The sequence below is a fragment of the Paracoccaceae bacterium Fryx2 genome (assembly GCA_032334235.1).
In the GTDB taxonomy this organism is placed as follows: Bacteria; Pseudomonadota; Alphaproteobacteria; order Rhodobacterales; family Rhodobacteraceae; genus JAVSGI01.
On the sequence record JAVSGI010000004.1, the window covers coordinates 1 to 24,328 of the forward strand.

Here is a 24,328-nt window from a genome sequence, read left to right on the forward strand (position 1 = left end):
AGGTGGTTTTCTGGTCTGGCAGGCGGAGCCGCCTTCACCCCCGGCCGACGCGGGGCAAACCGCGCGGCAGATAGGTGCCATCGCCCATCGCGCCGGCAAGCCGACCGTCCTGCACCATGATGCGGCCGCGCAACACGACTCCGACCGGCCAGCCTGTCACGGCAAACCCCTCATACGGGGTATAATCCGATCCGTCGTGCAGGTCGGCATGGCGGATCACCCTTTCGCTCTGCGGGTCCCAGATCGTCAGGTCGGCATCTGATCCGATGGCGATGGTGCCCTTCTGCGGATAAAGGCCGTAGGTCTTCGCCTGGTTGGTCGCCGTCAGCGCGACGAAGCGGCACAGGTCGATGCGCCCCTTGCTGACCCCTTCGGAAAACAGGATCGGCAGGCGGGTTTCCACCCCCGGAATGCCGTTGGGCACATGCCGGAAGGACGCCTTGCCCCTGGGGTTCAGCTTGCCCTGCGGGTCGTCATACTTGAACGGGCAGTGATCCGATGACACAAGATCGAAAACGCCGGTCTCTATCCCTTGCCAGCAGGCGGCCTGATCGGCCGTGCTGCGCGGCGGCGGAGAACAGACGTATTTCGCGCCGCTCCAGTCCATCGCCTCCAGATCGGCGGCTGTCAGGACAAGGTATTGCGGGCAGGTTTCGCCCACCACGCGGCCGCCCCGGGCACGGGCACGGGCAATCTCCTCCATCGCCTCGCGGTTCGACACATGAACGATCACCACCGGGGCAGCGGTCACCTCGGCCAGCGACAGGGCGCGGTGGGTCGCCTCACGCTCGGCGGCGACGGGGCGGGTGCGGGCATGGGCGGCTGGCACCAGATCGCCGCCGCGCTCGGCACGCTCGATCAGAAAGCGGATCACATCCTCGTTCTCGCAATGCACCATCACCAGCGCGCCGGCCCCTTGCGCCGCATCCATGGTCGCCAGGATCTCGGCGTCGTTCAGGCGCAGGCCCTCGTAGGTCATGAACACCTTGAACGACGTGTAGCCATCGGCCACCAGCGCCGGGATTTCCTGCCCCAGCACCGAATCCGTCGGGTCGCTGATGATGACGTGAAAGCTTACATCGGTGTAACACTGGCCTGCCGCGAGCGCGTGGTAGCCGGTCAGCGCGTCGCGCAGCGATTGCCCCTTCGCGGGCAGGCAGAAGGGCAGCACGGTTGTATTGCCCCCCATCAGCGCCGACAGGGTTCCGGAAGCGAAATCATCCGCCATCACGATGCCGTCGCCCGAGGGTTGGGCGATATGCACATGGCTGTCGATCCCACCGGGCAGCACATAGTGGCCGGTCGCGTCGATCACCTGCCGCGCCTCGCCCAGATCAAGGCCGATCTGCACGATCTTGCCATCGCTGACCGCAAGATCGGCGCGAAAGACATCGGCCGCCGTTGCCAGCGTGCCGCCCCGGATGATCAGGTCAAAGGTCATGGCGACTTCCCTTCAGGCGTTGATTTCGTCGATGTCGAACCCGGCTGCCTCGTGCCGCTTGCGAAAGGCGATGCCCATCATCAGCGTCTGCACCAGCGACATCAGCGCGGTCAGCGACCGGAAGCCATGCAATTCGGCATCGTTCACGAACAGGACCTGGCGCGCGCCTTCGGTGATCGGGCTGACCGTGCTGTTGGTGATTGCCAGCACCGGGTTGCCTCTGGCGTGAACCTGCCGCGTGATGGCGACGGTTTCTGCGGCATAGGGCGGGAAGCTGATGGCGATCAGCAGATCATCGGGTGCCATAAGCGCGCCGTGATCTGCGATCGCGCTGCCAAGGCCGGTGATCTGGAAACTTTGCAGCCCCGCGCGGTTCAGCGCATAGGACAGATAGGATGCCACGGCAAAGGACCGGTCTACGCCGATCACATGCACGATGCGCGCACCCAGCACCAGATCGATGGCGGCCTCAAGTGGCATGGCCGCCAGCCGGTCGGCCAGATGGGTCAGGGAAGCGATATTGGCCTGCGCGAAGGACCGCCCGATGGCCGCCACATCGCTGGGGTCGGGGATAACCTGCTCGCCCTGTGAATGGCGGATGCGTTCCTCCAGCGAACTGGGATAGACCCTGCGCAACGGTTCACGAAACAGCGCCTGCATCTCGGAAAAGCCGGAAAACCCCATTGCCTGAGCCAACCGCACGAAGCTGGTGCTGGCGATGCCCGACTGCTGAGCCAGGACCGCAACCGCGCTGAAGGCGACCTCCTTGGGGTTTTCCACCACATAGGCGCCCGCCTCCAGCATCCGGGGCGTAAAACGGTCGCGGCCCTGCACCAGCAGCGTCTGGAACTCGGCGGCGGTGGCGGGTTTGGCGGGGGCTGTCATGGCGGGCTTGTCTGCGGATTCGGCCACTTCCCTTACCCCGCCAGCACATGCGACAGGAATGCCCTTGCGCGGTCGGTCTGCGGATCGGCAAAGAAATCCTGAGGCGGAGCCTGTTCCACGATCTGCCCGCCATCCATGAATACCACCCGGTTCGCGACCCGCCGGGCAAAGCCCATCTCGTGCGTCACCACGATCATGGTCATGCCTTCATCTGCCAGTTCCACCATGACATCCAGCACTTCCTTGATCATTTCAGGGTCGAGCGAGCTTGTGGGTTCGTCGAACAGCATGATTTTCGGTCGCGTACACAGCGCCCGCGCGATGGCGACGCGCTGCTGCTGGCCGCCCGACAGTTGCGCCGGAAACTTGTCGGCCTGTTCGGGGATGCGGACGCGGGTCAGGAAATGGCGCGCGACCGCCTCGGCCTCGCGCCGGGGGGTGCGATGCACCCAGACCTGCGCCATGGTCAGGTTCTGCATCACAGTAAGATGCGGGTAGAGGTTGAATGACTGGAACACCATTCCGATGTTGCGGCGCACGGCATCAAGGGCTTTCAACTCGGAATGCACGGTCACCCCGTCCACCACGATCTCGCCCATCTGATGCTGCTCAAGCTGATTGATGCAGCGGATCAGGGTCGATTTCCCCGACCCCGACGGTCCGCAGACCACCAACTTCTCGCCCGCCGCGACTGTCAGGTTGATGTCTGCCAGTACGCGCAAGGGGCCGAACCACTTGTTGACGCCGCGCATCTCGATCATGGGATTGCCTGTCATCGCCCCGCACGCGCCCCCAACTGACGTTCCAGCCGCATCGACCAGCGCGACAGCCCGAAACAAAGGATCCAGAAGCCGAGCCCGGCAAAGACATAGCCGGTTTTGGTGACCGAGGCCGACAGCCAGTTCGCATCCGCCACCCCGGCCTGCACGATTCCCAGCAGGTCGAACAGCCCGATGATCAGCACCAGCGTCGCATCCTTGATGATCGCCACATAGGTGTTTACCAGCCCCGGGATCACCAGTCGCAGTGCCTGTGGCAGGATGATGAAACCCATCATCCGCCAATACCCCATGCCCTGCGCGGTCGCGGCCTCGTATTGCCCCTTCGGGATCGCCTGCAAACCGCCGCGTACCACCTCGGCCATCAGCGCGCCGTTGAACACCGCAACCCCGATCATGACATGCTCTGCCGGATTTTGCATCACCAGACGGCGCGCAGCCAGACCCGACAGGTCCGAAGTGTAGACGTCGCAGCGCCCGGCATCATAGGCGGCCAGAACCTCGTCCGCCTTTTCGAAGCGGACAGGCGAATAGGTCATCCCGTTCGCCTTGAAGTAGTCGGCCAGGTTGAGTTCGGTGGTCGATCCGGCAGAGACGCAGACTGCGGCACCGTTGAGTTCCATCGCCGACTTCAGCCCCGAGGTTTCGCGCACCATGAAGCCCTGACCGTCATAGAACACGACCGGGGCAAAGTTCAGCCCCAGCGCGGTATCGCGGTTCAGCGTGCGTGTCGTGGTGCGCGACAGGATGTCAACCTCACCCGACTGCAGCGCGGTAAAGCGTTCGGTGTTCGACAGCGGCGTGTACTTCACCGCATCTGCATTGCCCAGCGCGGCGGCCGCTACGGCACGGCAGATATCCACGTCGAAGCCAATCCAGTTGCCTTTGTCGTCGGGGTTGGAAAAACCCGGAACGCCCTGCGTGACGCCGCATTGGACATGGCCTCGCGCTTTCACGTCATCCAGCGTGCCAGCAAGGGCCGCGCCGGAACCGGCCAGACAGATGGCAGTCGTAAGGGCACCTCGATTTTTGACTGTTTTCGCGGCAACGGCATAGCAGGTTCTGCCCGAAGCGCGGCAGCGACCTTCAGCTGACCGATTGTTGCCTTGGTTTTTATGATCTGCCGCCCATTTCGCCTCGCGGACCTTCGGTTCAGGGCCGTTTTTAGCGATGCGCGGGGCGATCTGCGTCCTTGGCCGACCGTTTTCAGGCTGGGTGCGGGTTGATGCGACCCAGTTGGCCGAGGCGGCGCATGTTGTAGGCGAGATTCTTCATGCCGACTTTGGCCTTCGCCCGCACCAAGCCGATGGTGCGCACCAGGGTGCCGCCCATGTCGTTGGCCTGCGCGCCGAAGATGTGCTCAACCCGGACCCGCACGGTGGATTTGGTGCGGTTGCTGCCCTTGGCCTGGTCGGTCAGCGGCTTGCCCCGATTGCCCTTGCGGTGGATGTGGCTTTTCAGTTTTAAGGCGCGGAGTTTGGCCTCCATCTCCTCGGACCGATAAGCAGCATCCGCCCACACGCCAGACCCGGTGTTGCCCTGCATCAGCAGATGATCCACTGCCTGGCTGTCATGCACAGCGGCGTCGGTGACGTGGTAGCGCCGGACCAGCTTATGCGTGCGGTCCACATTCACATGGTTCTTGTAGCCGTAGTGGCTCTTGCCGTGCTTTTTCGTCCAACGTGCGTCCACATCCTTTTGCACCCGTTTCGCTGGCTTATCAGCCCAATCCTCGGGGACCTCGCCCTTCTTGATCGTTGCGTTTTCATCGCGCGTGTTGTGATTGCGCGGCACCGGCACGATGGAGGCGTCCAGGATCTGACCGCCGCGCGCAATGTAGCCCCGCCGCGCCAAATGACCGTCAAACAACCCGAACAACTCCTCCACCTTGCCGGCCTGCGCCAGCGCATCGCGATACAGCCACACCGTCTTGGCGTCGGGCACCCGGTCACCAAGGCCCAACCCCAGGAAGCGCATAAAGGAAAGCCGGTCGCGGACCTGATATTCGATCTGATCATCCGACAGGTTGTAAAGCGCGCTCAGAACCAGCGTCTTGAACATCAGCACCGCATCTATCGGCTTGCGCCCCGCGCGGGACTTGCGATCCGCAACAGGCTTGCGCCAGACCCGCTCAAGAGCCGGACGAAACTCCTCCCACGGCACGACGGCATCAATTTCGACCAGCGGATCCCTTTTGGCATCGAGGCTCGCGTAACGGTCCGAAAGATCGAAAAAACCCATCTGCGCCATCGTTGCATCCCCAATGCCAGTTCACTGTCTCACCATACCGAAGTGCGGGGGATGGGGCAATTTATAGAGGTGCCCGTAAGACACATCGTATTTTTCATGGTAGGATCCCTGTTGGTTGGGTTGAGGAGAAGTGTCAGGCAGCCTGTCTGCGCAGGCTTTCAAGGTGATCGATCAGCCGGTCGAATTCAGCGAGCGTGTTGTAGTGCACTGCCGATACCCGGATCACGCCATCCGGATTGGGAAGACCGAGACTTTCGACCAGCCGACGGGAATGGAAATCGCCAAAGCGGATGCCGATCCCGGTGCCGTCCGTCGCTTGCACCACATCGGCCGAATTCTGCCCCTTGACGACAAAGGCAATCGTCGGCACCCGCAGCGCCTTGTCGGCAGAAGCCTCGCCCAGGATCGTCACGTCGTCCCTGCTGGCCAGATAGTCCAGCAGGCGCTTGGACAGTTCGGCCTCATGATCGGCGATCATGGAAAAGGCTCCCTCGATGGCCGCCCGGCCACGGGCATTGATGCCATGAACCGAGGCAAAGGCCTCCAGATACTCGACGACGCCAATACAAGCATGGGCGAGTTCATAGTTCGGGTTGCCGGGTTCCAGCTTTGCCGGAACCTTGTCTTCGCCATACATGAAGTGGTTGATGTTGCCGGCCTTGTGCCGCAGCAGATCATATCGGCCGAAAAGGGCCGCATGATGCGGGCCGTAGACCTTGTAGACCGAAAAGCCGTAGAAATCGACGCCAAGCGCCTGCACGTCGATGGCGCGGTGTGGGGCGAAGGCGACGCCATCCACGCAGATCATCGCGCCGGCCTCATGCACCGCATCGGCAATTTCGCGTATCGGCAGGATGGAGCCGAAGATGTTGGATACATGCGTGACCGCCACCAGTCGGGTGCGGTCGGTCATCAGCGCCTGCAGATCCTCCAGCCGGGGCTGGTGTTCGCCAACGCGCAGCGCCCATTCCCTGATCACGATGCCCTGCGCCGCTAGCTTGCGCCACGGCCCGATGTTGGCCTCGTGGTCGAAGCCGGTCACGATCACTTCGTCACCCGGTTGCCAGTGTTGCACCAGGGCGCGGGCGAGTTGGTCGAACAACTGGCTGGACGTTGCGCCCATCACGATTTCTTCGGGCCTTTCGGCATTCATCAGCAGAGCCAGCGCCCGGCGGCCTTCGTCAACCTTGGCCCCGGCGGCAACCGAGGCCGCGTAGCTGGCCCCCAGCTGCACATTCGCATCCAGCAGATAGTCATACACCCGTTGCGCCACCGGCCTTGCCACCTGCGACCCGCCTGCATTGTCGAGAAAAACCGCGCCCTTGTTCAGTGACGGGAACATTGTCGCGATGAAGTCTTGGTTGAGGCCTGTCACCGGATTTTCCTTCGCCGTTTCCTGTCATGGCACTTCAGCGCCGTCTGGAGCCAGTATCCGATAAAACAAACGGTTCAGTCTACAGAAAAATGTATCAAACATTTCCCTGCATAATAAATGGGCGCCGACCGGGAGCCATGGTCTTGCTTTCAGGCTGCTGGTTGTAACCCGACGTTCCCGCGGCGGATTTCCGGTTGTCAAAGGCGGATGTTTGCGCATAACAGGGCGCAGACACGCATGGACCCGGTGCAAGCCCGGGTGGCTCTTCCGGCCGCTGATCCGCCGGACCACCTGACCTGACACGCAGATCAACAATCGACGCGCGGCCGGTTTGGTCAGGGTCGATCAGGAACGGATTTACATGATTTCACTCCACGCTTACCGTGACCAATGGACGGGCAACATCCGGGGCGATCTGATGGCGGGGCTGGTCGTGGCCCTTGCGCTGATTCCCGAAGCCATCGCCTTTTCGATCATCGCGGGGGTGGACCCGAAGGTGGGGCTTTACGCCAGCTTTTCCATCGCGGTGCTGGTGGCGATCACCGGCGGGCGGCCGGGGATGATCTCGGCGGCGACGGCGGCGACGGCGGTGCTGATGATCACGCTGGTCAAGGACCACGGGCTGCAATACCTGCTGGCGGCCACGGTTCTGGCGGGCCTGATCCAGATCGGCGCGGGGCTGCTGAGGCTGGGCTTCGTGATGCGCTATGTCTCGAAATCGGTGATGACCGGGTTCGTGAACGCGCTGGCGATCCTGATCTTCCTCGCGCAATTGCCGGAACTGGACCCGAGACTGGTCTCATGGCTGACCTATGCGCTGGTCGCGGCGGGTCTGGCGATCATCTACCTTTTCCCGCTGCTGACCAAGGCGATTCCGTCGCCGCTGGTCACCATCGTGGTGCTGACCGGCCTGACGCTGTTCTTCGGCTGGGACGTGCGGACGGTGGGCGACATGGGCGCGCTGCCCGACACGCTGCCGGTCTTCCTGATCCCGCAGATTCCGCTGAACATCGAGACGCTGACGATCATCCTGCCCTATTCCGTCGCGGTTGCGGTGGTGGGGTTGCTGGAAAGCCTGATGACGCAGAACATCGTCGATGACCTGACCGACACCAGGTCGGACCGCAATCAGGAATGCATCGGCCAGGGGATCGCCAACACCGCCACCGGCTTCATCGGCGGCATGGCGGGCTGCGCGATGATCGGCCAGTCGATCATCAACGTGAAGTCGGGCGGCCGGGGGCGGCTTTCGTCTTTCGCGGCGGGGGTTTACCTTTTGTTCATGGTGGTCGTGCTGGGTGACCTTGTCAGCCAGATCCCGATGGCGGCGCTGGTCGCGATCATGATCATGGTCAGCGTCGGCACCTTCTCGTGGTCGTCGATCAAGAACCTGCGCCTGCACCCGCGCTCGTCGTCCGTCGTGATGGTCGCGACGGTCGTGGCCGTGGTCTATACCCACAACCTCGCCATCGGCGTGCTGGTCGGCGTGCTGCTGTCGGGCATCTTCTTTGCGGGCAAGATCGCGCAATTGTTCAACGTCACCAGCACCATCTCGAAGGACGGGCGGGTGCGGACCTATGTGGTCGAAGGCCAGCTGTTCTACGGGTCGGTCGAGGATTTCATGAACGCCTTCGACTTCAAGGAGGCGCTGGAAAAGGTGGTCATCGACGTGAGCCTCGCGCATATCTGGGATGTTTCCAGCGTGCAGGCGCTGGACATGGCGGTGCTGAAGTTCCGCCGCGACGGCGCCGAGGTCGAGATTGTCGGCATGAACCAGGCCACCGAAACCATCGTCGACAAGCTTGCCATCCATGACAAGCCGGGCGCGATGGACAAGCTGATGTCGCATTGAGGGAGGGGACCATGACAAACCCGCAGAAGATCGTCGCCCTGGTGGACGGCTCGATCTATTCGACCAGCGTCTGCGACCATGCCGCCTGGATCTCGCAGCGCACCGGCGCGCCGGTCGAGCTGATCCATGTGCTGGGCCGCCGCGAGGCGTCTGACACGCATGACCATTCGGGCGCGATCCGCCTTGGCGCGCGCACGGCGCTGCTGCAGGAACTGGCCGAGCTTGATGCGCAGCGGGCCAGGCTGATCAGCCACCGCGGCCGGGCCATTCTGGAGGATGCGCGCGCGATTCTCGACCGGGACGGCGTGACCGACATCACCACCCGCCTGCGCCATGGCGACATCGTCGAGGCGGTGGCCGAGGTCGAGGGCGACGCCCGTGTGATCATCATCGGCAAGCGCGGCGAGACCGCCGACAATGCCAAGGGCCATCTGGGGACGAACCTCGAACGGATCATCCGCGCCAGCCACCGGCCGGTCCTGGTGGCCTCGCGCGCGTTCAGGCCGATCACGAAGGTTCTGATGGCCTATGACGGCGGCCCCTCTGCGATGAAGGCGGTCGACCACATCGCCCGCAGCCCGCTGTTCCAGGGGCTTGCCGTCCACGTCGTCACGGTGGGCACCGCCACGGCCGAGGTGAAGAAGGGTCTTGAAGATGCAAAGGCCCTGCTGCAGGCGGCCGGGATCGAGGCCGAAACCTCGATCCTGCCGGGCAACCCCGAAACCGCACTCGGCAAGCTGGTGGAAGAGGCGCAGTTCGACATGCTGGTCATGGGCGCCTACGGCCACAGCCGCATCCGCAACCTGATCATCGGGTCAACCACCACCGCCATGATCCGGTCCTGCAAGGCGCCGGTCGTGCTGATGCGGTAGGGGGACGGGCCGAACCGACACCTGACGCGCTGAGACTCCGGTTTCTTCCGCGCCTGCGGGACGAACTCGAGGCGCTGCGGCAGGACTCCGACGCGAGTGCCGAGCAGCGTCGGCCGGTCGAGCTTGACCAGCAAAGCGTCGGACGGCTGAGCCGCATGGATGCGATGCAGCAGCAGGTAATGGCCGCCGCCATGGATGCCCGCCGCGGCGCCCGGATTCGTGCCCTTGAAGCGGCACTCATCAGGATCGAGGGCGATGACTTCGGCTGGTGCGACGCCTGCGGCGACTTCATCGGCGAGAAGCGCCTGGAGCTTGATCCGACACTGATGCGCTGCCGGGACTGCGCTGGCTGAGGCGGCTCGAGGCGCTGGCAACAAGGTGTATTTGGCACCATGCCATGGGCGTCACGACGCTGCCTGTGCCGACTCCAGCTTCTGCAATGCAGCAACCCAGAGCGCCTCGGCGCGGTCAAGCCCCTCCATTACCTCGGCATATTTCATCTGCCAGGTCTGCGCCTGCTGTCCCATCTCGGGTGCGTAGAGGCCCTGGTCGGCCAGCTTCAGCGCCAGCCTGTCGCGCATGTCGTTCAATGTGGCGATACGTGTTTCGCAGGTTCGGACCGCGGCCTTCAACTGCGCCAGTTCATCGCGGGACGGCTTTTTCGATGGGGTGGCCCTGACCTTGGGAGGCTCGACGTGTGCCCCGGCGCCGAGCAGGAAGCTCCGGTAGCTTTCCAGATCGTCCTCGTAGGGCGCAACCGATCCTGCATCCACCAGCCAAAGCCGGTCGGCAACCAGCCCCAGCAGATGCATGTCGTGGCTGACAAGGATGACGGCGCCGGAATAGGTGGTCAGCGCGTCCACCAGCGCCTCGCGGCTTTCGATGTCCAGATGGTTGGTCGGCTCGTCGAGGATCAGCAGATGCGGCGCGTCCAGCGTCGCCAGCACCAGCGACAGCCGCGCCTTCTGCCCGCCCGAAAGCCGGTCCACGATGGTTTCCGCATGATCGGCACCCAGCCCGAACCCGGCCAGTCGCGCCCGCAATTTCGGTTTGCCCTCATCCGGGTGCAACCGTTCCAGATGTTGCAGGGGCGTTTCGTCCAGCCGCAACTCATCGACCTGATGCTGCGCGAAGTAACCTGTCCGCAGCTTGCCCGATCTCGCCATCTGGCCAGAGGCCAGCGGCAGCTTGCCTGCCAGCAATTTGGACAGGGTCGATTTGCCTTCGCCATTGCGGCCCAACATGGCAATCCGGTCATCCGGGTCGATCCGCAGGTTCATGCCTTTCAGGACCGGTGGGCCGTCATATCCCACGGCGGCGTCTTCAAGCGTGAGGAGGGGCGGCGACATTTCCTCGGGAGCCGGAAAGCTGAAGGCAAGGGCGGCGCGGTCCTCGGGGGCGGAAATCGGCACCATGCGTTCCAGCATCTTGAGCCGCGACTGCGCCTGCCGGGCCTTGTTCGCCTGATAGCGGAAGCGGTCGACAAACCCCTGCAGATGCGCGCGCCGCATGTCCTGCTTGCGCGCGCTGGCTGTCCGCACTGCATGCTGCTCGGCGCGCTGGCGCGCGAACTGGTCGTAGGGGCCGGAATAGAGGGTCAGCTTGCCCTCCTCCAGATGCAGGATCGCGCCGACGGCCCGGTTCAGCAGGGCGCGGTCATGGCTGATGATGATGACCGTATGGGGATATGACTGCAGATACGCTTCCAGCCAGATCGCGCCTTCCAGATCAAGATAGTTGGTCGGCTCGTCCAGCAGCAGGATATCGGGCCGGGCGAACAGCACCCCTGCAAGGGCAACGCGCATCCGCCAACCGCCCGAGAAATCCGAACAGGGGCGTCCCTGGGCGTCCGTGTCGAAACCCAAGCCCTTCAGAACGGCGCTCGCCCGCGCCTCGGCCGACCAGGCGTCGATATCGGCCAGACGTGTCTGAACCTCGGCGATGCGTGTGGGGTCCCTTGTGCTGCTGGCCTCAACAAGCAGGGTGTCGCGTTCCAGGTCGGCACTCAATACGGTATCCAGCAAGGAATCAGCACTTGATGGCGCTTCCTGCGCCATGGCGCCAATGCGGCTGCCCGTCGGCAGGCGGATATCGCCGCCCTCCAGCGTCAGCTCACCCCTGATCAGCCGGAAAAGAGTAGACTTTCCCGCACCGTTGCGGCCGACCAGCCCGATCTTGTGGCCCGCCGGAATGTCTGCCGAAGCCTGATCGAACAGCGGGCGGCCTTCGACGGAATACGAAATTCCCGATATGTTCAGCATGACAGGCTTCTGTCAGAAATAGGGGAAAACATCAATTGAAGCCCATCCGCCACCCTCTTTGCCTGCCCGGGGGAACCGGATTTTCGCCTATCTAGGGCTCTGATGATCCCTCGGCAGTGTCACCGGTCCGATCCTGGGCGAACCCTTGCTGCGACCGCCCTGGAGGAAGGCCCGGACAACGGCCAGATTGTTGCTGTAGCCGCCCATGATCGTCGTGTCTCCACGCCATCGGCAAGATGTCGCGCGATCGCGCGACGCCGGACAACCACGTTGCTTGAAAGGGCGGGCACCGCCGGACGGGAAACCCCCTGTTTCACGGCACCTTTTCTTTCTCGCAGATGATACCCGGCTTCGAGTAAGGCGATTGTGACTCGTCGCCGCCTCGTTCAGGCCAGGGCAGGCTTGCATTCGCGGCGAAATCTGGCGATCGCCCCATAGATCTTCTGGCGTGCCTCGGCCAGCTTCGGCTGGCCGGCAGCGTGGCGCTCTCGTTCCCTGTGGTGCCACGTCCGGCCGATCCGGACGCTCCAGCGGTCGCCGAAATCCTCGAAGCGGAACGGCACCGTGCCGTCGATGACGCCTTGTGCGACGATCCTGCTGTCTTCTTCCAATATCCTGACCTTGAGGGCCATGTGTTTTCCTTTCAATTTCGAGCCATGGCGTCGTTGCCATGGATATGCCGCGATACAGGTGGCGCCAGCAGTCTGGCGCGCTCGCAGCGGTGTTGCTGAATTCAGACGGCATTTCATGAGATCGCCTAAAGGCGCCGAATGACCGTCTGAGGGGAATATAGGTGCGGTGAATGCAGAAATCCACCCGTGCAAACCGGACAGATTTCCGATCGCGCCGCCACCATCGGCTTCTCGCCCGGTTGCGGCAGGAATGCCGACGCAGGCCGATGACCGTCAGGCGGTGGTGCAGGTCTTCTGGCCAGGGCATGTCGCAGCCTTGGCCCATCCCTGCCCGACCCCGTGGCCGCCGGTGTCGCCGCAATGGCCGCAGTTCAGAGGAACCGTGCCGCCCTGCGCCCGCCGAATGCCGCGAGCCCCGCCGTCACCACGAAATAGGCGCTGATCCCGTAGGCCTGGTGCGGCAGGTCGATCCCGCGGTCGATCAGCCAGCCGCAGAGTCCGGGACCGATGGCCGTGCCCAGCACCATGAAGGCACCGGTCATCGCCCGGATGCGGCCCAGATTGGCCGTGCCATAGAACTCGGCCCAGAGCGCCGCGCTCATCGTCATGTGCGCGCCCGCCGACAGACCCATGAAGACCAGCCCGACGGCGGCCATGCCGAGGCCTGGCGCGGACCCGATCAGGACGTATCCGATCGCGATCGGTATCAGGTAGACGCCGGCGATCCTGGCCGACCCCAGCCGGTCCGCCAACCAGCCCGTCAGCAGCATGCTGCCGACCCCGGTCACGGTATAGATCGGAAACAGCGTCACCAGATCGAAATGCGCCCAGCCCTTGGCTTGCGCAAAGTGGACCTGATGGAAAAAGAATGCGGTGTTCCAGGCGGAAGGGCCGATCAGCGCAGGCAGGGACAACCAGAAAAACCAGTGCCGCAGCGCCTGAACCCGCGTCCAGTTGCGCCCAAACATGCCGACCGCCGCGCTCTCGCGTGCCATGGCCTGCGGGGTGCGTTCGGACTTGAGGATCAGGACCATGGCCCCCGCCGCCAGCAGCAGGAAGCCGGCGGCGAACAGCCACAACGTCCGCCAGTCGAACCAGCCCATCAGCGCCACGAAGGCCAGCGGCAGCATCGCCTCGCCAAGCGCCACGCCCAGCCCGGCGATGGAAATTGCCCGCCCGCGAGTGGCCACGAACCAGCGCGACATCGCCACCATCGCGGTCTGGCCCATCATGCCCTGACCCATCAGGCGCAGCAGGAACACCGCGCAGGTCAGCGCCACGATCCCGGAGGAAAGCGACATCAGGGTGGCCGCACCCGCAAGGCTGGCAAGGATGACCGGGCCGATCAGGCGCACGCGGAACCGGTCGGTCACGCCGCCCGCGAAGACCATGACGGCGGCCGACGCCATGGTGGCGACGGCATAGACCCCACCCCAGCCCGCATTGCTCAGCCCGAACTCCTGCCGGATGTCGCCCGCGAAGATGGCAATGAAGAACGTCTGACCGAAGCTGGACGCAAAGGTCAGCAGAAACCCGGCACCTAACCAAGGGGCATTGCGGCGAAGGAATTCAATCAGACTGGTCATCCAGTCAGTGCTCCGGCCCAACGATACTTGCGGGTTCTGCGACCGGGTCCCACCCGCAAACACGCCGGGACGCAGGAACTACCGGTCGGGAAGAGCGGATATCAGGCCCCTCCACAAAAGGAAAGTCGTGCCTGCCCGGGGCGGTGTCGATGTTCTGAAACCCCATGTCCGCTCATCCGGGCAAGGGCGGCGCTCAGATCCCCGGCGCGCGCCACATCGAGGTGGTGATGCCTGCATCGGTCAGCGCCTTCTGCGCCGGATAGGCCCCTTCCCAGCGGGCACGGGTCTCGGCATAGAGGCCGGAAAGCGCCATGTTGGGTGAGACGATCCGCTCGATCCCCGACATGGCCGCCCCGGCTTCGGCAATCGAGCCGAATGCCCCGATCCCGCAGGCAGCCGAAGCCGCGCAGCCGAGGGCCGTTGCCTCGCGCACGCGGGGAATCGCCACCTCCTGCCCCAGCACATCGGCCAGAATCTGCGCCCAGAGCGCCCCTTTGGATGCCCCCCCCGCAAAGACCACCGGCCTTGTGATGCGGACACCGGAAAACGCCCGGACCCGTTCCAGATTGACCGCCGAGACGATCGCGGCGTTTTCCTGAAGTGCGCGGAACAGGCTGGCTTTCGTGGTATGGCCCGGCTCGATCGACATGTTCAGGAAGGACGGCGCCGCGTGATACCAGCGCCCGAAATCCATCGCATCCGAAAACACCGGGATGATGCCGTTGGCTCCGGGCGGCACCCTGGCCGCCAGTTCCTCCAGCACCGCATAGACATCCATCGACCGGCGCGCCGCCTCGGCCTTTTCGGCGTCGCAGAACGTGTCGCGGAACCAGCGCATCGTCAGGCCGACAAAGAAGGAGATACATTCCGCCTGGTTGAGCCCGGTCACCACATGCGGATTGATCCGCACCCGCATCGTGTCGTCGGTGCGCCCGGTCGGGATGTTGATGACCTGCTGCCAGAAGGTGCCGCCAAGGATCGCGGCATCGCCGTCGCCGGTCACGCCCAGCCCCAGCGTGCCCATCTGCACGTCGCCGCCGCCGCAGATGACCGGGGTTCCGGCCGCCAGCCCAGCCTCGGCCGCCGCCTGCGGCGTGACCCGGCCGATCTGCGCGCCGGGTTCCACCACCGGCGGAAAGATCGCGCGCGGCAACCCGGCCATCTCGATCAGGTCGTCGGACCATTGCCGCGCAGTCGGGTCCATCAGCCCCGAGGTGCCGGCGTTCGAGGGCTCCACCACGATCTCGCCGCTCAGCCGTGCCGCGACCCAGTCGTTGATCATCGACAGCCGCGCGATGCGGGCGAACAGGTCGGGGCGGTTGGCGCGCAGCCACTCCAGTCGCGGCCAGACCCCGAGCGCGAAGGTCTGCCCGCTGACCTGGTAGAAATGCGGCTCCAGCCCGGCGTCGCGGGCCTTCAGCGCGGCCACTTCCCGCATGGCACGCCCGTCGACATTGGCGCAGGCCCAAAGCTCGGATCCGTCGGCATCGTAGACCACGATGCCTTCGCGCATCGAGGTGCTGCTGATCGCGGCGATCTGGTCGGGGCGAATGCCCGCCTCGCGGATCGCCTGCCCGATGCAGCGGCAGAGCAGCAGCCAGTTCCCGGCGCAATCGAAATTCATTGAGCCCGGCACGCCCGGTTCGCTGACATGGGTCCATTCCTGCTGGCCCAGCCCGCATTGCGCGCCGGTGTGGTCGAACACCACCGCCCGGCCGCTGCCGGTGCCCGCGTCGATGGCCAGATAATATTGCCGCGTCATTGCATCCCCCTGTTGCTGCCGCTGTCAGCCGCCGTATTGGGCGATGTGCAGGCCACCGCCACTGAAATCGGTGAAATAGACCAGACCGCTGCGATCCACGAACACATCGGTGGTGTTGATGACCAGCGGGCGGCCGGGACGGTGGTCGACATGGCGCAACGGGGCCTTCGGCACCAGCGCGCCGACTTCCCTCGGGGCATAGGGGTTGGAGATGTCGTGCACGCGCAGCCCGCCGTTCTGCCAGGTGGAAAAGATCAGGGTGGAGCTGACAAAGCTGCCCGGCCGGTTTTCATGCACGTTGTGCGGGCCGAAATGGCCGCCGACCGCGCGGTAGTCGCGATCCGACGGCTTGGGGAAGGTGGCAATCGAGACCGGGTTCGCCTTCTCGCGGATGTCGAACACCCAGATCGGCTTGTCGCCGTCCTCTTCATTGTCCAGCACGGTTTCATCGACCACGATCAGCAGGTCGCGGTCGGGCAGGGGCAGGCAGTTGTGGGTTCCGCCGCCAAAGGGCGGGGCCCAGTTGCGGTGCGCGATCAGCTTGGGAGCGGCACGGTCGGCCACATCCACGACCACAAGACAGCCGTCGCGCCAGCCGCAATAGGCCGTGTCGCCGTCAACAATCGGGTGATGCAGGCTGTAGCGGCCATGGGCCAGCGGCCAGTCCGGCACCTCGCCCGCCGCGATGTTCATGCCGGGCAGCCAGAACCTGCCCACAATCTCCGGCCGGCTCGGGTCGGCCATGTCGATGGTGATCAGGATGAAGTCGCTGAACCCCTCGATCTGCGCCGAGGCATAGGCCCAGCGTCCCCCGACATACCAGATCCGGTGCAGCCCGATCCCGTTCACCGGCATGAAGCCGATCTGGCGCGGGTTGGCCGGGTCTGCCAGATCATAGACCGCCATGCCCGCCGACCAGTTGCGCGTCTGCGCCAGTGCGGCCTTGCCGGTATCGCGGGTGTCGGCTTTGTAGTAATTGCGTTCGTCGTTGGTTTCGGGTTTCGCGAACTGGTCCTGCGCATGCACCGTCAGCAGCAGCCGGTCATGCACCTGCAGGTGCAGCGACCAGGTGTTGGGGGGGGCCGGCACGAAATTGACCGTGAGGGGCCGCGCCGGGTCGCGGACGTCGATCACGCTGAACCCGCCCGAAAAGATGTGGGCGACATAGGCATGGCCATCCTGCACCATGATCTGGGTGCCGTCGCATCGCCCCCCCTGATCGCTGTGACCGATCATCTGCATGTTGTGTGCATGATCCGTGCATGGCAGGTGCGTCTCTGGCATCGGGGGTTCCTTGGTGGCCGGGTTTGATCGTGCAAGGGCCGGGGCGCTTTACGGAGTGATCATTTGTTGATACGCAAGACAGATGGACACATGAAGTCTGGTCCGTCAAGCCGGATTGCCACACGGTCTGCACCGCCTGCCGCGCCGGGTCGCCCGGAAACGGCGCGGCGGACCGGGATTCCGCTTGCTGCCGATGCTGGCGGGGATCTAGTGCAACGCCATGTGGACGGTAAGGATGCTGGACCCAGGATGGGCAGATGAACAGTCGAGACCCGGTGATCATTTCGGAAGAAGACGCCCTGCTGGCCCGGGTTGCCTGGTATTACTACCATGACGGGCTGACCCAGCAGGTGATCGGCGAAATGCTGGGCCTGCCCCGCATCAAGGTTTCCCGCCTGCTGGAGGCGGGACGCCGGTCCGGTATGCTGGAGGTGCGGATCAACTCCGCCCTGCAAGGCTGTCTGGAAATCGAACGCCGCATCCGCGCCCGATTCGGGCTGGAAGACGTGCGCGTGATTCCCGACCTGCCGGGTGAACCGCTCAGCGAACGGCTGGGGCAGGCGGCAGCGCAATTCCTGATGCACGCCCTGCCAGAGGACAGCCTGCTGGCCGTCGGCTGGGGCGAGATGGTCGGGGCGGCGATCCACCGGCTGGGCCATCTGGTCAACGACCGGCGCATTGATCTGGTGGGCATGACGGGCGGCGTGCAGGCCTATGTCGACGGGCTGCGCGTGGTCGGGCCGGACCGGAAGATCTTTCTCGTGCCCGCGCCGCTGGTGGTCGAGGATGCCCAGATCGCGCGCGCCATGCTGCGCGATGCCAGCGTGCGCAACACGTTGCAGATGGCCCTGAAGGCTGATTGCGCGCTTGTCGGCATCGGTGCGGTCGATGCCAATGCCAGCGTGATCCGCCGGGGCTACCTGCATCCGACCGAGGTCGAGGCGATGCGGCGCGGCGGGGCGGTCGGTGACGTGCTGTGCCGGTTCATCAATGCCGAGGGGCAGGAGCTTGACCTGCCGCTGCATGAACGGGTGATCGGCCTGCCACTGGAAAGCTACCGCAAGGCCCCGCGCGTCGTGGCGGCGGCGGGCGGCCCCGACAAGGTGGCCGCGATCCGGGCGGCGCTGAGCGGCGGCTTCATCAATGTTTTCATCACCAACGAACAGACCGCACTGGCGCTGATGGCCTGACCGGCCACCGCAGCCCTGCCAAAACCGGTTGCCTGTTAAACAGGCAGCATACGAATGGCTTGACAGAGCCGTTCGACGTGCGATCATATGATGAAGCTGAGAACAAATGAACAAACCCAAGAGGGCGACCCGTGGCATTGACTCGTGACGAAGGACCAGGCTCCGCCGCCAGCCAGCGCACCGCGCTCGAACTGTCGGACTGGAAGGGAAATCTGCCCCCGCTCTTCGGCCCGACGAAAGTGCCGCTGGCCGCGCCTGCGATGATGCTGCTGATCATCTGTGTCGTGATGGCCTTTTCCGCGCCGGGTTTCTTTTCGGCGGGCAACCTGCGGGCGATCTCGCTGGATGCGTCGCTGATCATGCTGCTGGGCATCGGCATGACGGCCGTTATCACCGCGCGGGGGATCGACCTGTCGATCGGGGCGATCCTGACGCTGTCCAGCGTCGCCTTCGCAGGCGCGCTGAAGGACTTCGGCCTGCCGCTGTGGCTTTCGGTCATGATCGGTTTCGCCACCGGGGGTCTTTGCGGGCTGATCAACGGGGTGCTGATCACCAAGCTCAGGATGCCGGATTTCATCGTGACCCTGTCGACCGAGCTGGTGTTTCGCGGGCTGGCGCTGGTCTATGCCGGGGGTGGCGTGTTCTTTGCCTTCCCCGAGGCGATCACCTGGCTGGGGCGCGGGCGTATCCTGGGGGTGCCGATGCCGCTGATCATCGCGCTGACGCTGATCATCATTGCCCATCTGGTCTTTGCCTATCACCGGGTTGGCGCGCGGCTGCATGCCGTGGGGGGCAACCCGACGGCGGCGCGGCGGCTGGGCATCAGCGTCCTGCGCTACCGGATCGGGGTCTATGTGTTCATGGGCCTGATCGCGGCACTGGGGGGCATCATCCTGACCGGGCGTCTGGATGCGGTCGTCGCATCGGGGGCGGTGACGATCCTGCTGAACACCATTGCGGCGGTGATCGTGGGCGGCACCAACCTGTTCGGCGGTCGCGGCTCGATCGTGGGCACCTTGCTGGGGGCCTGGCTGCTGGCGACGATCACCAACGCCGTCATCATGCTGGGGTTCGAGGCTTTCTGGCAGCATGTCGCCGCCGGTGCCGTCATCCTCATCACCATCGGTCTTTACTCGCGGCGGGACAGCCGCAGCGAAGAGTGACACGCATCAACGATCTCAGGGAGGAGATACGAGAATGAAATGCTTCATGTCTGCACGAACGATCCTGATGGCCGGTGTGGCCGCCATGGCGATGACGCTGCCGCTCGCCGCGCAGGAGGCGCCGACCGCCGCCAAGGAGCGTGGCTATTACCTGCTGCCCGAACTGCACGCGACGATGGAGGGTTCGCGCGCGGCAATGGATGCCTTCATGGCGACCGTCCAGGCCCCGGCCACCAAGACCGACAAGACTTTCGACAAGCCGCTGAAGATCGCGCTGATGTTTCCGTCGCTGGAAACCTCGGACGCCTGGGCACGGCTGAACATCTCGACCCGCGCGCGGCTGGACGAGATCGGCATTCCCTTCGAGATCGTCGAATTCATGATCAAGCCCGACGAACATGACCGTCAGGGCGCGCAGGTCGAACAGGTGCTGGCGGGCGGCTTCGACTATGTCGTGATGGGGCCGTCGGAATATCAGGTCCAGAAATCCAACATCGGGCGTCTGGCGGCGGAACTGCCGACCCTGGTGATGAACGTGGTCAACCCCTTCGTCGACACGCTGGGCACCGAGAACCAGCCGCTGACCCATGTCGGCTTCGACCATACGGTGGGGGCCGAAGCCCTGTGCCAGTGGACGATCAAGGAAACCGGCGGTGAGGGCAAGATTGCGCTGCTGCGCTACATTCCCGGCCTGATCGACAGCCAGCGCACGGACCATTTCGCCGACTGCATCAAGGCGAACTCCAAGATGGAGATCGTCGATGAATACGAGGCCAATGGCGACCGCGAACTGTCGTTCTCGGGGGCAAATGCCCTGCTGTCGCGCCATCCCGACCTGCGGATGCTGCACGCCTCGTCGACCTCGATCGCGCTGGGGGCGCTGGCGGCGGCATCCGAGCGCGGCGTGCTGGATCAGGTCATCATCAACGGCTGGGGCGGTGGCGCGGACGAGCTGAAGTCGATCAAGGAGGGCGGGCTGAAGGTCACGGCCTTCCGGGTGAACGACGACTGGGGCACCGCCGTGGCCGAGGCGATCCGCGCCCATGCCGAAGGCAAGCCGGTTCCCGTGGTGCTGGCCGCGACGATCAAGCCGCTGGATTATCACATGTCGGCAGAGGCGATCGACAAGGAAACCGAATACGCCTTCCGCTATTCCGGCAAGCTCGACCGCTGAGATTCCCCTGCCTTCCCGGAGCGCACCGCTGCCCCGGGAAGGCCTTTTCCCACGACCCGGAAAGACACAGACATGAGCGTTGTCCTGCGCGGCATATCCAAATCCTATGGGGCGGTGAAAGCCATCGAAGGGATCGACCTGGAGGTTCACCCAGGCGAGGTGGTCGGCCTGCTGGGCGACAACGGCGCGGGCAAGTCCACCCTGATGAAGGTGCTGGCCGGCGCCGTCTCCCCCGATACAGGCAGCATCGAGATCGACGGCAAGGCCTGGGTCTTCGCCAGCTCGACCGAGGCGCGCGACGCGGGAATCGCGATGCTGTATCAGGATCTTGCGCTGTTCGATGACCTGCCGGTCGTGCACAACATCTTCATGGGGCGCGAGATCACCAACCGCTTCGGCTTTCTGAAATTCGGCGAGATGCGCCGCCGTGCGCAGGCCATCGTCAACAGCTTTTCGGTGCGGCCCTTCGATGTGCGCACGCCTTCGGGGCATCTGTCTGGCGGGCAGCGGCAGGTTTCGGCACTGGCCCGCACCACCGCCTTCGGCAGCCGCTACATCATCCTGGATGAGCCGACATCGGCGCTCAGCCCCAGCGCCCGCGACGAGGTTCTGGGCATCGTGCGCGATCTGGCGTCCAAGGGCATCGGCATCGTCATGGTCAGCCACGATCTCGGCCATGTGCGCAAGGTCTGCGACCGGGTCGCGATCCTGCACCTTGGGGGCATGGCCGGGGTGCGCGACATGGCCACCACCAGTCAGGACGAGATCATTTCCCTTATCGTTCAGGGCCACGCCTGAACCCGAAACGTAACAGAAGGACAGCTACATGCGCCGCAACGGAATCCTGAACGTGAAACTGAGCCGTGCCATCTCGGAGATGGGTCACGACGACATCCTGCTGATCACCGATGCCGGCTTTCCCATGGCCTATGACGACAGGGTGATCGACCTCGCGCTGTGCCCCGGGGTGCCGGACCTGTTCACCGTGCTGCGGGCGATCCGGCAGGAAATGTGGGTCGAGGCCTATCACATGATCGCCGACGCCAAGGAAAACAATCCGGTGGCCTGGAACGGCGTGGCGGAAATCTTTCCCGATGCCCTTGGCGGTGTCAAGCCGAACAGCTGGTTCCACGAAGAGGGCTACCGCGGCGCGAAATACATCGTGCGGACCGGGGCCTGGATGCCCTGGGGCAATGTGGCGCTGATATCGGGCATCCCGGTGCAGGAATGGTTCGGCAATACCGGCGCCCCGGTGCCCGAAAGCTGGACCGAGCGCCATGCGCTGAACGTCCGGCATGGCAAGACCGGGGTGGAGTGACACAGCATGTTCGTGCAACTGGTTCATATCACGGTCAAACCCGACCGGGTTCAGGATTTCCTGGACGCCTTCCGCATCAATTTCGACGGGACGACCCGCGAACCCGGCAACCGGCGGTTCGACGTGCTGCAAGACCCGGAGGATGCCACGAAGTTCGCGATCTTCGAAATCTTCGACAACGCCGAGGCGCTGGACGCGCACCGAGAGACCGACCACTACAAGCAGACGGTCGCCCTGCTGGACGACATCATGACCGGCCCGCGCAGCAAGAACCTCTTTCGCCTCGTGATGTCGGATCTGCTGGACGGGCGGGGATAGCGCCATGGACACGCCCCTTCCGAACCGGTGGGACGACACAGCGGCGGCCGCCTGGGTGGCTGCCGCCGGGGATGACCCGGCCGACCGCGATCTGGCCTTGCGCATCTACACCTCGCGTCTGATCGGGGGCGACCCCGATCTGGTGCTGCACGGCGGGGGCAACACCTCGGTCAAGACCTTGCGGCCCGATGCGGATGGCAAGCCGCGCGCCGTGATGCATGTCAAGGGCAGCGGCTGGGATCTGGCCACCATCGAGGCGCCGGGCCTTCCGGCGGTGGAGCTTGCGCCCTTGCTGGCGTCACGCCATGCGGCACCCCTTTCCGACCCCGAGATGGTCGGCCTGCTGCGGGCCAACCTGCTCGATCCCGCTTCACCCAACCCGTCGCTGGAAACGCTGCTGCACGCCTTCCTGCCAGCCCGGTTCGTGGATCATTCCCATGCGACGGCCGTGCTGGTTCTGGTCAACCAGCCCGATGCCGCCGAGATCGGCCAGCGCATCTATGGCGGTCAACTGGCCATCGTGCCCTATGTGATGCCGGGTTACGATCTGTCGATCGAGGCCGCCCGGATTTTCGATGCGAATCCGGAGTGCAAGGGGCTCTGGCTCGTGAACCATGGCCTTTTCACATTCGGGAAAACGGCGCGCGAGTCCTATGACCGCATGATCACTTTCGTGAACATGGCCGAGGATTTTCTGGCCAGCGCAGGCGTCACGGTGCTGCTGATCGAACCGCCGCAGCCCGCCGACGACCGTGCGCAGGCCTTCGGCGCATTGCTGGCCGACCGGCTTCGCGCGGCGGGACCGGTGTTCGCGGCCGGGGCTGCGCTGGATTTCCGGCAGGATACGGCGATCAGGACCCTTCTGGCGCGCGACGATCTGCCCGAGATCGCCAGCCGTGGCACCGTGACCCCCGACCATGTCATCCGCATCAAAGCCTTCCCGCTGATCCTTGACGGCACCGAAAATGCCGCCGACATCGATGCCGCCCTCGACCGATATGCCGAAAGGTATCGGACCTACTTCCGGCAGGAGGCCAGCCGGGCAACCGAACCCAAGGTGATGCTGGACCCCTTGCCGCGTGTGGTCCACGTGCGCAGTCTCGGCCTGTTCGGTGTCGGACGCACAGGGGCCGAAGCCGCGATCGCGGCCGACCTCGCGTCACAGACGGCGCGGGTGATCCTGGCCGCCGAAGCCATCGGCGCCTTCACCCCGCTTTCGCGGAACGACCTGTTCAACATGGAATACTGGTCGTTGGAGCAGGCCAAGCTGAAAAAGTGAACACGAGACGGGTTTTCGCCCCGATCCCGCCCGTGGAGGCACATCTCTGTGCGGCGGCACACACAAAGGACGGCTCTGTATCTGGTGCAATGTAGCGGACCTCTCCCACAGAATGTCTTCTTTGGTCCGGACACGCTCGCCGCGCACTCATCCTCAAGGTGAACCACCGCAGGCAGTTCACCTCGCCACTATCTGCTGTAGGCGCCTGCAATATCGATACTCGGGCAGCCTTCGTTCCTCAATCAGCTTCGCGGCTTGGCCGACATGGTCCGGCAGTCGATCGAACCACTCGCGGGGGGGATTTTCTTGCCCATCCGATCCGTCACGCTCAGTTCGGCGGGGCGCGCGGGCTCAAAGAATCTATGCAGCAGTTTCTCGACCTTTGCGCGTGAGAGGTTCTTCAGCACATAGGTCGCCACGATTTCTACCGGGGCCATCAGGAAGGTCGCGTCGTTGCGGGCGTCGGCAATGCGGCGGCCGACCTGTTGCGATGTCACGCCAATCTTGTGCAGGATCATGCGGTCTCCGAAGATCTCGGGGATGCTCGACAGGCTCCGGGCGACATAGGTTGTTCCGGAGAGTTCGAGAACCGCACCTCATCCTCGGGGCGCAGCACAGGCACGGCGTCGCCCCGGAAATACGACCCCGTCATCGCCATGACATGCGCGCGATCGCGGGTCACGATCCGGTGCAGGATCTGGCCCAGCCGGTTGTTGTCATCGGCCGAGACGTGATGGAATTCGTCGATCGCCAGAAACACCTCGTCAAACGCCTCGATCCCGCGCGCCGCCTCGACCGCGTCGAATCCGAAACGGAAGGTGGCGTGGGTGCAGACCAGGATGCGGGCGTCCGACGCCATGTATTCGGCGCAGGCTTTCACCTATTGCGACACCGGCGCAGGGTTACG

General features: G+C 64.5%; 23 protein-coding genes and 1 other annotated feature. Of the genes, 10 read left to right on the top strand and 13 right to left on the bottom strand.

The features are described 5' to 3' along the window. Positions 1-34: 34 nt before the first annotated feature. The 6 genes from hydA to RNZ50_08665 form a co-directional block, all read right to left on the bottom strand. Positions 35-1,441, bottom strand: coding sequence for a dihydropyrimidinase (gene hydA / locus RNZ50_08640; protein ID MDT8855082.1), 1,407 nt, complete (start codon positions 1,439-1,441; stop codon positions 35-37). Positions 1,442-1,453: 12 nt separating this feature from the next. After that, positions 1,454-2,353, bottom strand: coding sequence for a MurR/RpiR family transcriptional regulator (locus RNZ50_08645; protein ID MDT8855083.1), 900 nt, complete (start codon positions 2,351-2,353; stop codon positions 1,454-1,456). 5 nt (positions 2,354-2,358) lie between these two features. Next, complete coding sequence (locus RNZ50_08650) at positions 2,359-3,102, bottom strand: amino acid ABC transporter ATP-binding protein (protein ID MDT8855084.1); 744 nt, start codon at positions 3,100-3,102, stop codon at positions 2,359-2,361. Further along, positions 3,099-4,061 carry an ABC transporter substrate-binding protein/permease gene (locus tag RNZ50_08655; protein MDT8855085.1) on the bottom strand — a complete coding sequence of 321 codons (963 nt, stop codon included), beginning with the start codon at positions 4,059-4,061 and terminating at the stop codon, positions 3,099-3,101. The genes RNZ50_08650 and RNZ50_08655 overlap by 4 nt, the downstream gene beginning before the upstream one ends. Before the next feature lie 250 nt (positions 4,062-4,311). After that, positions 4,312-5,355, bottom strand: a complete 1,044-nt coding sequence (locus RNZ50_08660) for an IS5 family transposase (GenBank protein ID MDT8855086.1) — start codon at positions 5,353-5,355, stop codon at positions 4,312-4,314. A 133-nt stretch (positions 5,356-5,488) separates the two neighbouring features. Next, complete coding sequence (locus tag RNZ50_08665; GenBank protein MDT8855087.1) at positions 5,489-6,730, bottom strand: cysteine desulfurase-like protein; 1,242 nt, start codon at positions 6,728-6,730, stop codon at positions 5,489-5,491. A gap of 236 nt (positions 6,731-6,966) precedes the next feature. Further along, positions 6,967-7,022 (top strand) — a sequence feature (sul1 is cis-regulatory element that is thought to sense ions involved in sulfur or methionine metabolism; They are found in Alphaproteobacteria). 69 nt (positions 7,023-7,091) lie between these two features. Between RNZ50_08665 and RNZ50_08670 the strand changes: the two genes are divergently transcribed. The 3 genes from RNZ50_08670 to RNZ50_08680 all read left to right on the top strand — a co-directional run bounded on the left by RNZ50_08670 (position 7,092) and on the right by RNZ50_08680 (position 9,807). Continuing rightward, complete coding sequence (locus RNZ50_08670) at positions 7,092-8,582, top strand: SulP family inorganic anion transporter (GenBank protein ID MDT8855088.1); 1,491 nt, start codon at positions 7,092-7,094, stop codon at positions 8,580-8,582. An 11-nt stretch (positions 8,583-8,593) separates the two neighbouring features. Further along, complete coding sequence (locus tag RNZ50_08675; protein ID MDT8855089.1) at positions 8,594-9,454, top strand: universal stress protein; 861 nt, start codon at positions 8,594-8,596, stop codon at positions 9,452-9,454. A gap of 155 nt (positions 9,455-9,609) precedes the next feature. Further along, entirely contained in the window at positions 9,610-9,807 is a 198-nt protein-coding gene (locus RNZ50_08680; GenBank protein MDT8855090.1) for a TraR/DksA C4-type zinc finger protein, read from the top strand. Positions 9,808-9,858: 51 nt separating this feature from the next. Here the strand turns inward: RNZ50_08680 and RNZ50_08685 are convergent, their stop codons facing one another. The 5 genes from RNZ50_08685 to RNZ50_08705 all read right to left on the bottom strand — a co-directional run bounded on the left by RNZ50_08685 (position 9,859) and on the right by RNZ50_08705 (position 16,937). Beyond that, positions 9,859-11,715: an ABC-F family ATP-binding cassette domain-containing protein gene (locus RNZ50_08685; GenBank protein MDT8855091.1), complete on the bottom strand. Its 1,857-nt coding sequence runs from the start codon at positions 11,713-11,715 to the stop codon at positions 9,859-9,861. Between the two features lie 386 nt (positions 11,716-12,101). Beyond that, positions 12,102-12,347 carry a hypothetical protein gene (locus tag RNZ50_08690; protein ID MDT8855092.1) on the bottom strand — a complete coding sequence of 82 codons (246 nt, stop codon included), beginning with the start codon at positions 12,345-12,347 and terminating at the stop codon, positions 12,102-12,104. Between the two features lie 371 nt (positions 12,348-12,718). After that, positions 12,719-13,933, bottom strand: coding sequence for an MFS transporter (locus RNZ50_08695; protein ID MDT8855093.1), 1,215 nt, complete (start codon positions 13,931-13,933; stop codon positions 12,719-12,721). A gap of 193 nt (positions 13,934-14,126) precedes the next feature. Continuing rightward, positions 14,127-15,695, bottom strand: coding sequence for an autoinducer-2 kinase (gene lsrK, locus RNZ50_08700; protein ID MDT8855094.1), 1,569 nt, complete (start codon positions 15,693-15,695; stop codon positions 14,127-14,129). A 24-nt stretch (positions 15,696-15,719) separates the two neighbouring features. Beyond that, complete coding sequence (locus tag RNZ50_08705) at positions 15,720-16,937, bottom strand: hypothetical protein (protein MDT8855095.1); 1,218 nt, start codon at positions 16,935-16,937, stop codon at positions 15,720-15,722. A 299-nt stretch (positions 16,938-17,236) separates the two neighbouring features. On the opposite strand from RNZ50_08705, the gene RNZ50_08710 reads away from it, so the two are divergent. From RNZ50_08710 to RNZ50_08740, 7 genes are all read left to right on the top strand, one after another. Next, positions 17,237-18,169: a sugar-binding transcriptional regulator gene (locus tag RNZ50_08710; GenBank protein ID MDT8855096.1), complete on the top strand. Its 933-nt coding sequence runs from the start codon at positions 17,237-17,239 to the stop codon at positions 18,167-18,169. A 131-nt stretch (positions 18,170-18,300) separates the two neighbouring features. Next, positions 18,301-19,332, top strand: coding sequence for an ABC transporter permease (locus RNZ50_08715; GenBank protein MDT8855097.1), 1,032 nt, complete (start codon positions 18,301-18,303; stop codon positions 19,330-19,332). A 46-nt stretch (positions 19,333-19,378) separates the two neighbouring features. Next, positions 19,379-20,506, top strand: coding sequence for a substrate-binding domain-containing protein (locus tag RNZ50_08720; GenBank protein MDT8855098.1), 1,128 nt, complete (start codon positions 19,379-19,381; stop codon positions 20,504-20,506). Between the two features lie 72 nt (positions 20,507-20,578). Continuing rightward, a complete protein-coding gene (locus RNZ50_08725; protein MDT8855099.1) occupies positions 20,579-21,304 on the top strand; it encodes an ATP-binding cassette domain-containing protein in 726 nt (241 codons plus the stop codon). Positions 21,305-21,332: 28 nt separating this feature from the next. Further along, entirely contained in the window at positions 21,333-21,824 is a 492-nt protein-coding gene (locus tag RNZ50_08730) for an RbsD/FucU family protein (protein ID MDT8855100.1), read from the top strand. Between the two features lie 6 nt (positions 21,825-21,830). Further along, complete coding sequence (locus RNZ50_08735) at positions 21,831-22,142, top strand: antibiotic biosynthesis monooxygenase (protein ID MDT8855101.1); 312 nt, start codon at positions 21,831-21,833, stop codon at positions 22,140-22,142. A gap of 4 nt (positions 22,143-22,146) precedes the next feature. Continuing rightward, a complete protein-coding gene (locus RNZ50_08740; protein ID MDT8855102.1) occupies positions 22,147-23,421 on the top strand; it encodes a class II aldolase/adducin family protein in 1,275 nt (424 codons plus the stop codon). Positions 23,422-23,663: 242 nt separating this feature from the next. Here RNZ50_08740 and RNZ50_08745 read toward each other — a convergent pair whose 3' ends face one another. Next, entirely contained in the window at positions 23,664-23,939 is a 276-nt protein-coding gene (locus RNZ50_08745) for a GIY-YIG nuclease family protein (protein MDT8855103.1), read from the bottom strand. After that, complete coding sequence (locus tag RNZ50_08750; GenBank protein MDT8855104.1) at positions 23,936-24,301, bottom strand: hypothetical protein; 366 nt, start codon at positions 24,299-24,301, stop codon at positions 23,936-23,938. Before RNZ50_08750 ends, RNZ50_08745 begins: the two co-directional genes overlap by 4 nt. Between the last annotated feature and the right edge of the window lie 27 nt (positions 24,302-24,328).